We start from the raw sequence: 14,341 nt of genomic DNA, 5'->3' as shown, positions 1-14,341 counted from the left end.
ACAAGTTCAGCATGACGGTGAAATTGAGACATACCGCTGAGATCCCCGCCTGCGCGGGGATGACGATAGACGGGGCAGGTATGACGGTGGAGGGGATGGCAATGCGGCGAGCGCAAGATGGCGCCCCTCCCCGCAAATCGAGGGAAGCGGCCGCTCAGCCCGGATTCTTCCCCTCGCCCACCGCCGGCGCCGCACCGAAATAGCGCTTCAGCTCGGTCTCCGGCGCGAGCGGATAGCCATCCCCCCAGGCCCCGCGCGCGCGCCGCATCAACTCGTCGAGCTCGCCGGCATCGGGGCGCAGCTCGGGCATCGGCCAGGCATCGACCTTGCGATAATAGGGCTTCAGGAAATCGGTGGCGCCCTTCAGGCTCCTGGTGCCGTCGGCATAGTTCCACACGTCCACCCCCACGCATTTGGCCATGTCGGCCACGTCATAGGCGGCGAACAGCGCGTAGATCGAGTAATGGAGGCTGCGCGTGCGGGCGAGCTCGAGGGGCATCTTGCCCTCGGCCGTGATCTGCGGCGAGATGCGCTTCTTGCCAAAGGCCTCGGCCACCGCCCTGGTCATCTCGGGCCGCCGCGCGAACAGGGCGAACTGCGAGGTCTGCGCGTCGAACCACATGCCGTGATTGTTCTTGGCGGCATTCTCCGCCTTGCCGTTCTTGCTCGTCTGCATCCAGTCGAGATAGTCGGAGAACCACTTCTCCAGGCCCTTCTGCTCCTCGGCGGTGAGCCTGGCCGACGGGCCGATCAGCCCGATGCCGTCGACCACCCGCTCGAGCCGCGAGGTATCGAGCACGCCCTCGGCGCGGCCCTCCTCGCGCCCGGGCACGGCCTGGGCATAGTTCATATTGGGGTTCATCCGCGTTTCCGGGTTGAGGAACCAGGTGCGCACCAGGCTCGCGGCGCGCCCGGCATAGCGCGGATTGTCGGAGAAATAATAAGCCAGGCTCAGCGTCTCGACGTCCGAGCTCATGCCCTCCAGATCGGTGACGTCGAACTTGTCGGTGTTGCGGTCCGGATTGATCTCGCCGTCCTTGCGCATATAGGGCACGCCGCCCGGCTTGCTGGGGTCCGGCCACCAATAGGGCGCGAGGCTGATATAGTCGTGCCGATCGCGCGAGGGCGGGATCGTGCGCTTGTCGACCACGGTGTAGAGCGGCCGCTTCATCGCCGCCTCGGCCCGCGCGATCAGCGCGTCATAGGCCGCCTTCACCGCCGGATCGGTCTGGATCGCGGCCTTGAGCCGCATCATCGCGTCCGGCGCCAAGAAAAAGGTCCTGCGTCCGCCGAATGACGCGGAATATCCTTCCGCGCCGGCGCAGACCGGCTGCTGGGTATTTAGGCCAGGGGAGGCGATCCCGGCATGGGAGGCAGCCTGCGGCGCGAGCGCCGCAGCCAGGACAAGGAGAAGAGAGGAGCTGCGGCGCATCGGAGGTTCCTTTCGCGGGCTCAGTAGCGGATCCGGACGCCGAAATAATATTGCGGCCCGCTCTCGCTCACTTCGGCGATCGAATCGTAGCCGCCCTTGTAGAACACGTCCTTGGTGTTGGTGACGTTGAGCGCCTGCAGCTTGAGCTGGACGTTCTTGGTCACGTCATACTGGGCCGAAAGGTTCAGATAGCCCGCATCCTGCACGCCGCGGTTCGTGCCGCCGTTCGGCTTGTAGTAGTGCGAACGGTAGCGATACATCGCGCGCAGCGAGAAGCCCTTGCGCTCCCAATAGACCGTGCCGTTGGCGACATATTTGGAGAGGCCGATCAGGTTCTCGGGATCGAGATAGGTCGCCAGCGCCGAGGTATCCGGATATTGGAAGTTCGCCACGGCGATGTTGACCGAGCCGTTGATGCCGAAGCCGCTGAGGATGCCGGGCAGCCAGGTGAAGGCATGGCTGCCGGTGAACTCGAAGCCGTAGAGACGGCGCATATCGGGATCGTTGGCGGGCGCGATCAGGTTGACATTGTAGGTCTGCTGGGTCGGCGCGCCATTATCCACCTGGGTGGTGACCGAGATCGTCGTCGGGATGCCCGCCGAACGCGAGATCACCGATCCGCGCAGCCATTTGTAATAGCCGGCGATCGAGAAGAGCGTGTCGCGGCTGGGATAGAATTCCAGGCTCAGATCCGCGTTCCAGGCACGCATCGGCTTCAGGTTCGGGTTGCCGCTGGTCGGGTTGAACGTGACGCTCGACGCCCCGCCCGAGCCCGAAGTGGGATTGAGGTTGATGCCCGCGCCGAAGCTCTCGATCGGCGAGCGCGACAGGGCGCGATAGCCGGCCGCGCGCAGCTTGATCTTGCTCGACAGGTCGAAGGCCAGGTTCAGGCTGGGCAGCCAATATTCATAGTCGCCCTTGAGCGTGTCGGTCTGGATCGTGCCGTTGGGGTCGGCGGCGACGGTGTAATTGTCCGACGCGGTGTCGATCGTCACCTTGAACGGCAGGCGGAAGCCGACCGAGGTGATGCTGGTCTTCACATAGCGCAGGCCGATATTGCCGCTGAACGGCAGGCTGCCCAGGTCCCCGCCGAAGCTCGCCATCGCATAGGCGGCCCGGATCTTCTCGGTGACGTCGATGTCGCTGGGGTCGCGGCTGTCGGCCGGCAGCGCCAGCGAATCCTGGCCGGTGAAGGTCTTGAACAGGCACTGGTTGTCGAAAGTCGCCCAGCTCGAGAGATTGGTGTTGGTCGTCGGGAAATATTCGCTGGTCGGGAAGCCGCGGCGGCAATTGGCGTTGGCGTTGCCGATGATCTGCGCCACGGACATGCCGCCATAGGGCACGATCGTGTTCAGATCGGTGTTGCGGTTGTTGTCCAGCGTGCGCTGGTGCTCCGAATAGCGGCCGCCCGCCTTGATCGACTTGATGAAGCCGTCATTGGCGAACCGGTATTCGGCATCGAGCCGGCCGGCCCAGATATCGTCCTTGCGATCGGTGACGAAGCGCTGGCGGGCATAGACCGAGGTCGCGGTGTTGGCGGCGAAGCTCGCCGGATTGTTCACGTCGAAATTGAAGAAGGTGACGCGCGGGACGATCGGGCTCTCCGAATAGTCCAGCTCATAGCCGACGCGCGTGGTGGAGCGCATGCGGGTCGCCTTCTGCGTCTCGGTGCGATGCGAGTCCGAGAAGCTGCCATCGGCGGTGATGATGAAATTGCCCGGCTTCCAGGTGACGGTGGCCCCGCCGCCCTTGTAGGTCTCGTCGCGCTCGCGCAGCTCGAGCTGGTTCTCGATGTTCGAATTGCCGCTGTACTTGATCAGCGCGCCCTTGCTGAACCCATTGGTGCCGTCGCCGATGATGATCGGCTTGATGCCGCGCAGCGCCTCCGCAATCGACAGGATGTTGCGGTTCTCGGTCGATTCGCGCTTCGACCATTGGCCGTCGAGCGAAATGTCGAGATTGGGGGCCGGGCGCCACTGCAGCGCGCCGATCACGGCGTTGCGCAGCTCGCGCGTGGTCTGCTGGCGGAAGTTGCGCGACTGGGTGGCGTAATAGGTGGTGCCGATCGTCTCGCCGGTGCGTGGCGTGCTGCCGACCTGGCAGTTGACCGTGGCGCCGGCACCCGTGAGCACGGTGCCGTTGTTCGCCGAGGTGTTGCACGGCACGAAGTTCGAATTGCCGTTATAATAGTCTTCCGGCGCGGCGACGTCCTGGCGCTGATAGCCGATCGCGATGCCGATCTCGCCGATGCCGGTGCGGAACTGCTTCACCAGGCTGGCATTGGCGCGATAGCCCAGGCCGTCGCGGCCGATGATCTTGTCGTCCTTGGGCAGGTACGAGCCGCGGATCTCCGCCTGGAAGCGCGACTTGCCATAGTCGAGCGGGCGCATCGAGCGCAGCTCGATCACGCCGCCGATGCCGCCTTCGAGGAAGTCGGCGCGCTGGGTCTTGTAGACGATGACGCCGTTGACCAGCTCCGAGGGGAATTGCTGGAAGGCGACCGAACGATCCGCGCCCGCGGTCGAGACTTCGCGGCCGTTGAAGGTCGAGAAGCTCAGCGTCGGGCCGAGGCCGCGCACCGAAAGCTCGTTGGCGTTGCCCTTGAAGCGATCGGCCGAGACGCCGGTGATGCGCTCCAGCGTGTCGCCCACGCTGTTGTCAGGCAGGGCGCCGATCTCGTCATTGACGATGCCGTCGAGCACGACATCGGCATTGCGCTTCACGTCGATCGAGCTGCGCTGCTCGGCGCGTGCGCCGGTGACGATGATGGCCTGCTCCGCATCCTGGGGCGCCGCGCTGTCCGCCGGAGCGGGATCGGGCGCGGCCTCGGTGGTCTGCGCATAGGCGGGCATCACCATGCAGGCGGATGCCAGCAACGCCAGGCGCAGCGAGTTGCGTCCGAAAGCGGAAAAAACAGTCCCAGGCATGGAATCTCCCCGTCAATTATTGCGCCCGTTTTCGGGTCTGATGGTGTGGTAAGGCCAATTTGGCACCGGTGTCAACCCAATTGGCCAGCGCAAGCAATCCCGGATCGTAACGCCCGTCACTTGTAGCTGAGCGACCAGCGCAGCGTGAGCGGTGCGGCAAGGCGCCTGCCCGCCAGCGTGCAGCGGACGAGCGAGGCGAAGGCGCCGGTGGGTGCGCGATATTCCTTGCCGCTGGCCGGGCCGACCGTGCAGCCGTCATAGCCGGTGGCGGAGAAGCCGGTCACCTCGCCAGCCCCGAACGTCACGACGCCCGGCCCGGAACTGCGCGGATCGCCCGAGAAACTGGCGAATTCGAGCGCGACTTCGGAAAGATCGACGGGCACGGCCGCGCGATAGACATCGGTGCGCGTGATCCGGCCCGGTGCGAATTCATAGCGGGTGCGCACGGTGATCCGCTTGTCGGCGGCGGGCGCGTTGCCGCCCATCCGGTCCATCGCATCCTGCCGCCAGCTGACGATCGTGCGATCGCCCCGGCGCTGCCAGGTCACACCGCGGAACCAGGCCAGCGGCATCAGCATGCTGCCGTCGGTAAGCGCGAAGCGCGGAGTGAGCTGGGGGAAGCTCGCGTCCGCCGATCCCTGGAGCATCCCGCCCGCGAACGGGATCGGGAAATAGGGATTGTGCATGTGCTGGCTCTCGGCGCCGTTGATGATCGGCAGGCCGATGACATGGCCGCGGTCGCGCAGCGTGAGCAGCGCCCGGTCATGCGCGCCGCGCGCGAACCAGGTGAAGCGGGCGGCGGGCAGCGTCTCCAGCCAGGCCGCATAGCCGGGCGACGGCGCGGCGCGCTTGTAGCCCAGCGCGTTCCACAGCGCGTTGGTGTAGATATACTGGCGCGCCAGGCTCAGATTCTCGCCCAGGATCCGATGCTTGCCGCGATAGCCGTCGGTACGCCGGCCATCGTCCCACAGGTTCACCGAGCCGGTGGCGGGGTTCAGCCAGAAATCGGCATAGCGTGCGGCGATCCGGCTGGAGAGCGCATAGGCCATGTCGCGCTCGCGCGGCGCGAGCACGCCCAGCTTCGCGGCGGCAGTGAGCACTTCGAGGAACGCCGTCTCGCCATAGGTGCCGATGCTGCGGCCATATTCCCAGCCTTCGCCGGTGAGCGTCGCGCGCGCCAGCATCAGCTCGGCGGACTTGCGCAGCCAGGCCTTCACTTCCGGCGTGGGCGCCATGCCCGTCTCGATGAAGCGCTGGGCGATCTCGCCGATCAGCAGCACCGAATAGCGGTCGAAGCGGCCCTGCCCGTCGGTCTCGTCGGCAAAGCCATATCTGCCCGAATAGGTGCGGTAATGCGCCAGCATCCGCTCGAGCAGCGCCCTGGACGCGGTCTCGTCCTCCCAGCCGAGCAGGTAGCGCAGCCGCGCGACGCTGAACGCGACGCCGTAATAATTGTTCGGCAACCCGTGCAGCAGCTCGAGCGAGCGCGCATCGACGAAGCTGCGCCAGTCGAGGCGCTGGCGGAGGCGCGCCAGCGTCTCGGGGCGCACCGCCTCCTCCAGCAGCCCGGCCTGCTTCAGGGCGTGGAGCGCGGAGACATAGTAATAGATGCCCCAGGTATCGTTCGGGTCGGCGACGGTCAGGTCGGCGATCTCGCGATAGCCGGCGAGATATCCGGCGAGGCGCGGGTCGCCGCGCGGGGTATCGAGCAGGAGATAGTGCAGGCCCGAGGCGATCTTGCCGGGCAGGAACTTGTCGCCGCTGTCGAACACCGGCACGCCGTCCAGCCGCATGTCGCGCTTCTCGCGCAGCAACTGGTGGAGCAGGCTCTCCAGCTGCGGCATCAGCCGCTCCTCGATCGTCGCGTCCATCGGCGGCGCCGTGACATAGACCGGGCCATGTGGCGCAGGCGCGGCCTGCTGCGCAACCGCGGCCGGGCTTGCGAGCGACGCGAGACAGGCGGCACCGAGCAGCGCACGCGAGTGATTCTTCAATTGGCCTCTCCTTTTGGTCAGGCCAATTTCCATGCCATGGTAATCGGTGTCAAGCCACTGTGTTACGGTAAAGCATTGCCCTGTTTTCCGTCACCCCCGCACGGCCGGGGAGCCAGGGCAAGGGAGCAGACCCTCGCGACTCAGGATCCCCGCCCGCACGGGGATGACGAGAAAGGACGGCGATGACGAGAAGAGGACGAAGGCGCGAACCTCAGGCCGATCCGATCTTGAGCCGCTGGGCGACGCTGTTCCGGCGCGCGTCGATCTCGCTGCGGGCGCGCTCCATCGCTTCGAGCTCGGTGGCCTCGAGCAGGTCGTCGACCACGCCGCGCAGATGGCGGCGCATCGCGTTGCGCGCGGCATGCGGATCGCGCGCCTTGAGCGAATCGAGGATCGGGCGATGCTCCTCCACCCGCGGCGTGATGCCGCCGCGCTTGGCGCGCGCGAACATGTTGGCGGCCAGCGGCGACTTGGTGCGCAACTCCCACAGATACTCGACCACGCTGCGGATCGCGGCATTGCCGGTGGCGGTGGCAATGGCGAGGTGGAAACGGTGATCGGCATCCATCACGGCGGGCTCGTCCGAATCGTCCGCTCCCATGTCGTGCAATATGGCTTCGAGTTCCTCGATCTGCTCGTCGGTGATCGAGACCGCGGCAAGCGCCACCGCCTCGCCCTCGAACAGGATGCGCGCCTCGGTCAGGTCGAAGGCGCCGACATCGAAATTGAGCGCATCGGCACGCTCGCCGCTGCCATGGTCGCGGCGCGTGACATAGAGGCCCGAGCCGTGCCGCGCCTCGATCCAGCCCTTCATCTCGAGCGCGATCATCGCCTCGCGGATCGTCGGCCGGCTGACCTTGTATTCCTCGGCCAGGTCGCGCTCGCCCGGCAGCCGGCTGCCCGGCGACCATCGACCGGCCTCGATCGCCTCGGTGATCGAAGCGGCCACCCGCTGATAGAGCTTGTTGCCGGTAATCTTCATCGCACCCTCATTGTTACACTACCTCGTAGGTTGACACGATAGGTCATACAAGTGGATATTGGCCTGACCACTTCCAGGGGGTTTCGTTTTGCCACGTATCACTGCCGCCCGCGTCATCGTGACGCGCCCCGGCCGCAACTTCGTCACGCTGAAGATCGAGACCGACGAGGGCGTCTACGGCCTTGGCGACGCGACGCTGAACGGGCGCGAGCTGGCAGTGGCGAGCTACCTTACCGACCATGTGATTCCGTGCCTTATCGGCCGAGATGCCCACAGCATCGAAGACATCTGGCAGTATCTCTACAAGGGCGCCTATTGGCGCCGCGGCCCGGTGACGATGACCGCGATCGCGGCGGTCGACATGGCCTTGTGGGACATCAAGGGCAAGCTGGCGGGCATGCCGGTCTACCAGCTGCTGGGCGGCGCCGCCCGCGAAGGGTGCATGGTTTATGGCCATGCCAATGGTAGCGATATCGCGGAGACGATCGAGCGCGCGCAGGAATATCTGGAGCAAGGCTATCGCGCCGTGCGCCTCCAGTCCGGCGTGCCGGGCATGGCGACGACCTATGGCGTGTCGGGCGAGCGCTTCTATTACGAACCGGCCAAGGGATCGCTGCCCGAGGAATCGCAGTGGAGCACGGCGAAATACATGCGCTTCGTGCCCGAGCTGTTCCAGAAGGCACGCGACGCGCTGGGCTGGGACATCCACCTGCTGCACGACGTCCACCACCGCCTCACGCCGATCGAGGCCGGGCGGCTGGGCAGGGACCTGGAGCCGTATCGCCTGTTCTGGCTGGAGGACGCGACGCCGGCCGAGAACCAGGCGGCCTTCCGGCTGATCCGCCAGCACACCACCACGCCGCTGGCGGTGGGCGAGATCTTCAATTCGATCTGGGACGCCAAGCAGCTGATCGAGGAACAGCTGATCGACTATATCCGCGCGACCGTGGTGCATGCCGGCGGCATCACCCATCTGCGCCGGGTGGCGGCGCTCGCCGATCTCTATCAGGTGCGCACCGGCTGCCATGGCGCCACCGACCTGTCGCCGGTGTGCATGGCGGCGGCACTGCATTTCGGCCTGTCGATCCCCAATTTCGGCATCCAGGAATATATGCGCCATTCGGAAGAGACAGACGCGGTATTCCCCCATGCCTACAGCTTCGAGCGGGGCCTGATGCATCCGGGCGACAAGCCGGGCCTGGGCGTGGACATCGACGAGGTCCTCGCCGCGAAATACGAGTATAAGCGCGCCTACCTGCCGGTGAACCGGCTCGAGGACGGGACGATGTTCAACTGGTGAGCCGCTGCGGGCGCGCCAGGCGCGTCAAGCATGCGAGATCCTATGTTGGAAGAGGCGACGGGGCCAGCCACCTCCCCCGTCACCCCGGGTCAAGCCCGGGGTGACAGGTCGGAGGAGATGCTCTTCGAGCCCCTCAGCCTTCTTCGACCGGCGCGCCCGGACCGTTCTTCAGGATCGATTCTATGGCGTTCCGCGCGTTCGCCTTGCTGGAATAGCCTTCGGTCCAGAAGATGATCTCGCTGTTGTACTTGAACTTCGCGACATACTCGCCGGCCTTGTTCTGCTCGATCACGAACTTGTGTGCCATTGGCTTTCTCCCGAACTAGAACGGCTAACCCAGGTTAGCTGCCGAAACGTGCAGGCGAATAGGGGTCCGGGTCAATAGCCGCGACCAGAGGATCGGGTGCGCCGCCGAGCAGCAGCGCCGAAGCGAGCCTGGCGGCGGCCGGCGCGGTCTGGATGCCGAAGCCGCCCTGGCCGGCGCACCAGAAAAAGCCCGGCACCGCCGCGTCGAAGCCATAGACCGGCAGGCGATCGGGAGCGAAGGTCCTGAGGCCGGCCCATTTGTGCTCGAGCTTCTCCACCTGCCAGTCGACGACATGCTCGAACCGGTCGATCGCCGTGGCGACGTCGATATCCTCCGGCTGGGCGTCGCAGGGCGGCGTCGCGATCTCGTCGTGCGGGCTCAGCCAGATGCGGCCGCCCGCCTCCGGCTTCCAATAGAAGCTGCCGCCGATATGCGCGACCATCGGGCTGCCGGGCACGGGCGCGGGATCGGTCTTCAGCTGCATGATCGTGCGGCGATAGGGCCGGATGCCGAGCGGCCTTGCCCCGGCCATCTCCGCCACCGGATCGGCCCAGGCGCCGGCGGCATCGACGAGAATGGCAGCCTCGAAGGTGCCGGCCCGGGTATCGAGCTTCCACGTGCCGCCCTCGCGCCGCGCGGAGAGGAGCCCGGCAAGCGTCCGCAATTCCGCTCCCGCCCGCTTCGCCGCGGCGAGCATGGCGCCGTGCAGGCCGCCGACATCGATATATTCGCAGCTCGGCTCGAACACGCCGAGCGTCCATTCGGGGCGCAGGCCCGGGATCATCGCCCGCGGATCGACCGAACGCAGTTCCACCCCCGTGCCCTCGAACTCGGCGAGGAACGCCGCGATCGCCCCGGCCTCGTCCGCCCGACCGACATGGACCGAGCCCATCGGCTCCAGATATTTCGCGAGCATCGGGCCCGAGGCAGTGGTGAGCGGCTGGACGGCGGGCCCGCCATAGCTTTCGGACCAGAAGGCGGCCGAGCGACCGGTGGCGTGATAACCGGCGCGCTCCTCGGCCTCGAGCAGCAGCACGCGCGCATGCGGCGCGAGCTCGGCCGCGAGGCTGGCACCGGCAATGCCGGCACCCACGATCGCTATGTCATGGGCCATCAGCGCCGCTGGGCGCGGGCGGCGAGGAAAAGGTCGATCTCGCCGATCGCGCGGTTGCGGACCCTGTCTTCCTCGCGCAGGATCTCGTGTGCGCTTTCCTTGCCGAAGCTGACGATGCGGGCGTCGGGGAGCTTCGGCACGATCCGGAGCGCAGCCTTCGCATCGACCAGCCCGTCCGCCTTGGCGACCAGGGCGAGCACGGGCACCGGCATCTTCCGAAGCTTCGGATTGCCCGCCAGTTCGCGCATCGACTTGAATGCCTGGATCAGCCAGCGCCAGCTCGGCGGGCCGGTGACGATCGCGGGATCGTGCTGCTGCCACCAGATCTCGTCGGCATAGCGATCGGGATCATGGGTGAGCAGGTTGGCGCGAGTCTCGGTGGTATAGGGCTTCTCGTTGCTCTTCCAGGCGGGCCGGGTGCTGTCGCCCACGCCGCCCAGGATGCGCGCAGCCCGCTCGGCAAAGGGGCCCAGCGCGCTCTTCACGCCGAGCATCGGCGCGACGATCACCGCGGCATCGGGGCGGATCGCGCCGTCGACCAGCCCGCGCAGCACCAGGTGGCCGCCCATCGAATGGCCCATCACCACATGCGGGCCGGGCGTCGCCGCCTCCCAGTCCGCGTAAAAGGCGCGCAGGTCGGCGATGAAGCTGTCGAAGCTGTCGATGTCGCCGCAATCGGCCGCGGCGGTCAGCCGGCCCGAGCCGCCCTGGCCCCGCCAGTCGAACGACGTGATCGTCCAGCCCTGGTCGTGCCAATGGTGGAAGGCCTCGAGATACTTCTCGAAGATGTCGCCCCGGCCGCCCTGGAACAGGATCGATCCGCGCGGCGTGGAGGTCTCGGCGGGCCAGGCGAAGGCGCGCAGCTGCCAGCCGTCGGGGGCCGTCCAGTGATGGACCTTGGCTCCAACGGGGATGGTGCGGCGGATATCCGGGTTTTCACGCATGGGGCTTGGTTACGTTTTGATAAGCCGTCCCGTCTAGGACTTTGGCGACATGGGGGATGTGTTCGTCACTTTGCTGCTCGTAGCACTTGCGCTGCTGCTCGTCTCGGCGGGCATCCAGGATGCGCGCACACGCGAGATCGCCAACTGGAAGAATGCCGCCATCGCATTGCTGGCACCGCTCTGGTGGTGGGCGAACGGCCTGGCGCTGTGGCCGGACGTGGCGATGCAGGCCGGCGTCGCCGCGCTCGTCTTCGCCTTCTTCCTCGGCGCCTTCGCGCTGGGGCAGATGGGCGGCGGCGACGTGAAGATGATCGGGGCGCTCGCGCTGTGGCTGCCGGTGCAGCCGCTGGTGTGGATGCTCGTGCTCATGTCGCTGATCGGCGGCGGGCTCACGCTCCTGATGGTGATCGAGAAGCGGCTGCGCCGCGACGCGGGGGGGCCCCTGGAGATCCCCTATGGCGTCGCCATCGCGATCGCCGCGCTGCTGGTTCTTCGCGAACCGATTTTTAACCAGTTCGGGTGATGTTTAACGCTGGCGCAACCACATACGCCGGCGCTTTTGAGAAGGCTTGGGAATAGCGAAATGGATGCACGCAAGCTGATCCTGCTCGTCGGCGCGCTCGTCGTGGCGGCCATCACCGCGTTCATGGCGCGCAACCTGATGAGCGGCGCGCCCGCGCCCCAGGCCGGTGCCGTGCCCGCGGCCGTCCAGCCGCAGAACACCACCGAGGTGCTCGTCGCCAAGCGCGAGTTGCCGGTGGGCACCATCCTCGATGCCCAGTCGCTCGAATTCCGGCCCTGGCCCAAGGAACTGGTCGAGGGCGCCTATTATGTGCGCAGCGAATCGGATCCGGCCAAGCTGGTCGGCACCGTTGTGCGCTTCCCGATTCCCGCCGGCCAGCCGGTGACCCAGGGCGCGCTGGTGAAGCCCGGCGACCGCGGCTTCCTCGCCGCCGCGCTCGGCGCCGGCATGCGCGCGGTGACCGTGCCCGTCTCGACCCAGAGCGCGGTCGCGGGCTTCGTCTTCCCGGGCGACCGCATCGACCTGATCCTCACCCAGTCGGTGAGCGGCGGCGGCGACGGCCCGGCGCTCAAGGCCTCGGAGACGGTGCTGCGCAACCTGCGCGTGCTCGCCACCGACCAGAAGACCGACAAGCAGACCGACGACAAGGGCAACACGATCGTCAACACCTATTCGACCGTCACGGTCGAGGCGACGCCCAAGATCGCCGAGAAGATCGCGGTGGCGCAGACCATCGGCACGCTCTCGCTCTCGCTGCGCTCGATCGCCGACAACCAGGGCGAGCTCGAGGACGCGATCGCGAACGGCGATGTCGAAGTGCCGAGCGATCCGAAGAAGGAAAAGGAAATGATCGCCAAGGTGGCGCGCGCGCCGCAGGACGGCGCGACCACCTTCGCCACCGGCGCCGACGTGTCGCGCTTCCAGCGCAGCACCGTGCCGACCAAGGCGCACGACATGGGCACGGCTGCTGCGCCCGGCGCCACGCCCACGCCCGGCCAAAGCTTTCCCGGCGCCGCGACTCCGCGCGGCCCGGTCGTGACCGTCGTTCGCGGCAATGCCGAGACCGCCGTTGCTCTGGGGGGCAAGAACTGAAATGACTCGCAAGCTTCTCCTGAAGCGCTCGCTCGCCGCGATCGTGTCGACCGCGCTGGTCGGTACGCCGGCGACCGGCTTCGCCCAGGCTGCCAAGTCCAAGCGGCCCCACCCGGCCCGCACCAATGCGCCGGCCCGCGCCAATGTGGGCGTCGCCAACCTGCCGCCGGGCACGCAGCGGCCGAGCGGCGAGATCCTGCTCTCGACCGGCCAGGGCGAGTTGATCACCCTTCCCGCCACCGTCGCCAACGTCTGGACTTCCAATCCTTCCGTCGCCGACATCTATGTGAACAATCCGCGCCAGATCCATCTGTTCGGCAAGGAGTTCGGCGAGGCGACGGTGTTCGCGACCAGCGCCTCGGGCGCGGTGGTCTTCTCCACCAATGTCCGCGTGGCGCAGAACATCACGTCGATCGACCGCATGGTGAAGGTCGCCATGCCCGATGCGGACGTCCAGGTGACCACGGTCGGCCAGATCGCGGTGCTCAACGGCACGGTGAAGTCGCCGCAGGACAGCGAGCAGGCGCAGCGCCTGGTGACCGGGCTGCTCAATCCGGGCGTCAACGTCAACGACCCCAATGCGCAGGTGAAGATCGCGGTGATCAACCGCCTGCGGACCGCCACGCCGCTGCAGGTGCAGCTGCAGGTGAAGTTCGCCGAGGTGAGCCGCAGCTTCGTCAAGAACATCGGCGTTAATTTTTCCACCAAGGACTCGACCGGGGGCTTCCAGTTCGGCCTGGCCCAGGGCCGCAGCCCGGGCTCGTTCTCGGCGGCCGACCTCGCCAAATATCCGACCGCGACGATGACGCAGAACGGCGTCACCATCACCGGCGCCTACGACCCCTCGACGGGCCGGTTCGTCAATCCGCGCGCCACCGGCCTGGCCGACATCACCCGCGGCTCGGACAACGCCACCATGGGCCTGGCCGGCAAGCTGTTCGGCCTCGACGTGCTCTCGGCGATCGACCTCGGCGAAACGATCGGCCAGGTTACCACGCTCGCCAATCCAAACCTCACCGCGCTTTCGGGCGAGACCGCGAACTTCCTCGCCGGCGGCGAGATCCCGATCCCGGTCGCGCAGGGCCTGGGCACCACCACGGTGGAATACAAGCAGTATGGCATCAGCCTGGCCTTCACGCCGACGGTGCTGGCCGATGGCCGCATTTCGCTGCGCGTGCGCCCCGAAGTGTCGCAGCTGACTTCGGCCGGCGCGGTGCAGTTGAACGGCGTCACCATCCCCGCGCTCAGCACGCGCCGCAGCGAGACCACCGTCGAGCTCGGCTCGGGCGAAAGCATGGTGGTGGGCGGGCTGCTGCAGAATTCGCAGAACAACACGATCACCAAGACGCCGGGCCTGGGCGACGTGCCGATCCTGGGCGCGCTGTTCCGCTCGAACGGTTTCCAGCGCAACGAGACCGAGCTGGTGATCGTGATCACCCCCTATCTGGTGAAGCCGGTCAACGCCAACCAGATCGTCCTGCCGACCGACGGCTACAAGGCGCCGAACGATTTCGACCGCGTCTTCATGGGCGCCCTTTCCAGCCGCGACAAGAATGGCGAGCGCCCCAAGCCGAGCATGGCGCCGGCGGACGGCCAGCCTTCGGTGGGCGCCTATTCGCCTGCCCCGGCCGGCCAGGCGACCGCGCCGGTCCAGATGGCGCCCGCCCCGCAACCCAACCGCAAGCAGAAGAAGGGCGGCTCCGCGGCCCCCGGCTTCGGCTTCTGA

At 67.0% G+C, this 14,341-nt stretch carries 11 protein-coding genes; 4 read left to right on the top strand and 7 right to left on the bottom strand.

Annotation, left to right across the window (positions count from 1 at the left end):
* Positions 1 to 154: 154 nt before the first annotated feature.
* The 4 genes from CAP40_RS18635 to CAP40_RS18620 form a co-directional block, all read right to left on the bottom strand.
* Positions 155 to 1,270, bottom strand: coding sequence for an alginate lyase family protein (locus CAP40_RS18635; protein ID WP_179188365.1), 1,116 nt, complete (start codon positions 1,268 to 1,270; stop codon positions 155 to 157).
* Positions 1,271 to 1,452: 182 nt separating this feature from the next.
* Positions 1,453 to 4,359: a TonB-dependent receptor gene (locus tag CAP40_RS18630; RefSeq protein ID WP_086131065.1), complete on the bottom strand. Its 2,907-nt coding sequence runs from the start codon at positions 4,357 to 4,359 to the stop codon at positions 1,453 to 1,455.
* A gap of 116 nt (positions 4,360 to 4,475) precedes the next feature.
* Positions 4,476 to 6,353 carry a hypothetical protein gene (locus CAP40_RS18625; RefSeq protein ID WP_218822177.1) on the bottom strand — a complete coding sequence of 626 codons (1,878 nt, stop codon included), beginning with the start codon at positions 6,351 to 6,353 and terminating at the stop codon, positions 4,476 to 4,478.
* Positions 6,354 to 6,564: 211 nt separating this feature from the next.
* Positions 6,565 to 7,335, bottom strand: a complete 771-nt coding sequence (locus CAP40_RS18620) for a FadR/GntR family transcriptional regulator (protein WP_086131063.1) — start codon at positions 7,333 to 7,335, stop codon at positions 6,565 to 6,567.
* An 88-nt stretch (positions 7,336 to 7,423) separates the two neighbouring features.
* Between CAP40_RS18620 and manD the strand changes: the two genes are divergently transcribed.
* Complete coding sequence (gene manD / locus CAP40_RS18615; RefSeq protein WP_086131062.1) at positions 7,424 to 8,635, top strand: D-mannonate dehydratase ManD; 1,212 nt, start codon at positions 7,424 to 7,426, stop codon at positions 8,633 to 8,635.
* A 133-nt stretch (positions 8,636 to 8,768) separates the two neighbouring features.
* On the opposite strand, the gene CAP40_RS18610 is transcribed toward manD, so the two are convergent.
* The 3 genes from CAP40_RS18610 to CAP40_RS18600 are packed head-to-tail and all read right to left on the bottom strand — an operon-like array spanning position 8,769 to position 11,000.
* Positions 8,769 to 8,942, bottom strand: a complete 174-nt coding sequence (locus CAP40_RS18610) for a DUF1508 domain-containing protein (protein ID WP_086131061.1) — start codon at positions 8,940 to 8,942, stop codon at positions 8,769 to 8,771.
* A 34-nt stretch (positions 8,943 to 8,976) separates the two neighbouring features.
* On the bottom strand, positions 8,977 to 10,056 hold the full coding sequence (locus CAP40_RS18605) for an FAD-binding oxidoreductase (RefSeq protein WP_086131060.1): 1,080 nt from the start codon (positions 10,054 to 10,056) through the stop codon (positions 8,977 to 8,979).
* Positions 10,056 to 11,000 (bottom strand): alpha/beta fold hydrolase, encoded by a 945-nt coding sequence (locus CAP40_RS18600; protein WP_086131059.1) that lies wholly within the window; start codon positions 10,998 to 11,000, stop codon positions 10,056 to 10,058. Before CAP40_RS18600 ends, CAP40_RS18605 begins: the two co-directional genes overlap by 1 nt.
* Positions 11,001 to 11,049: 49 nt before the next feature.
* On the opposite strand from CAP40_RS18600, the gene CAP40_RS18595 reads away from it, so the two are divergent.
* From CAP40_RS18595 to CAP40_RS18585, 3 genes are read left to right on the top strand one after another with little or no spacing between them, the layout of a single operon-like run.
* Entirely contained in the window at positions 11,050 to 11,523 is a 474-nt protein-coding gene (locus CAP40_RS18595) for a prepilin peptidase (RefSeq protein WP_086131058.1), read from the top strand.
* A gap of 60 nt (positions 11,524 to 11,583) precedes the next feature.
* A complete protein-coding gene (gene cpaB / locus CAP40_RS18590; protein WP_086131057.1) occupies positions 11,584 to 12,615 on the top strand; it encodes a Flp pilus assembly protein CpaB in 1,032 nt (343 codons plus the stop codon).
* A gap of 1 nt (position 12,616) precedes the next feature.
* A complete protein-coding gene (locus tag CAP40_RS18585) occupies positions 12,617 to 14,341 on the top strand; it encodes a type II and III secretion system protein family protein (RefSeq protein WP_086131056.1) in 1,725 nt (574 codons plus the stop codon).

Source organism: Sphingomonas sp. IBVSS2 (genome assembly GCF_002127225.1).
In the GTDB taxonomy this organism is placed as follows: domain Bacteria; phylum Pseudomonadota; class Alphaproteobacteria; order Sphingomonadales; family Sphingomonadaceae; genus Sphingomonas.
Note: the sequence above shows the minus strand (reverse complement) of the source record. Positions and strands in the feature narration are given on the sequence as shown.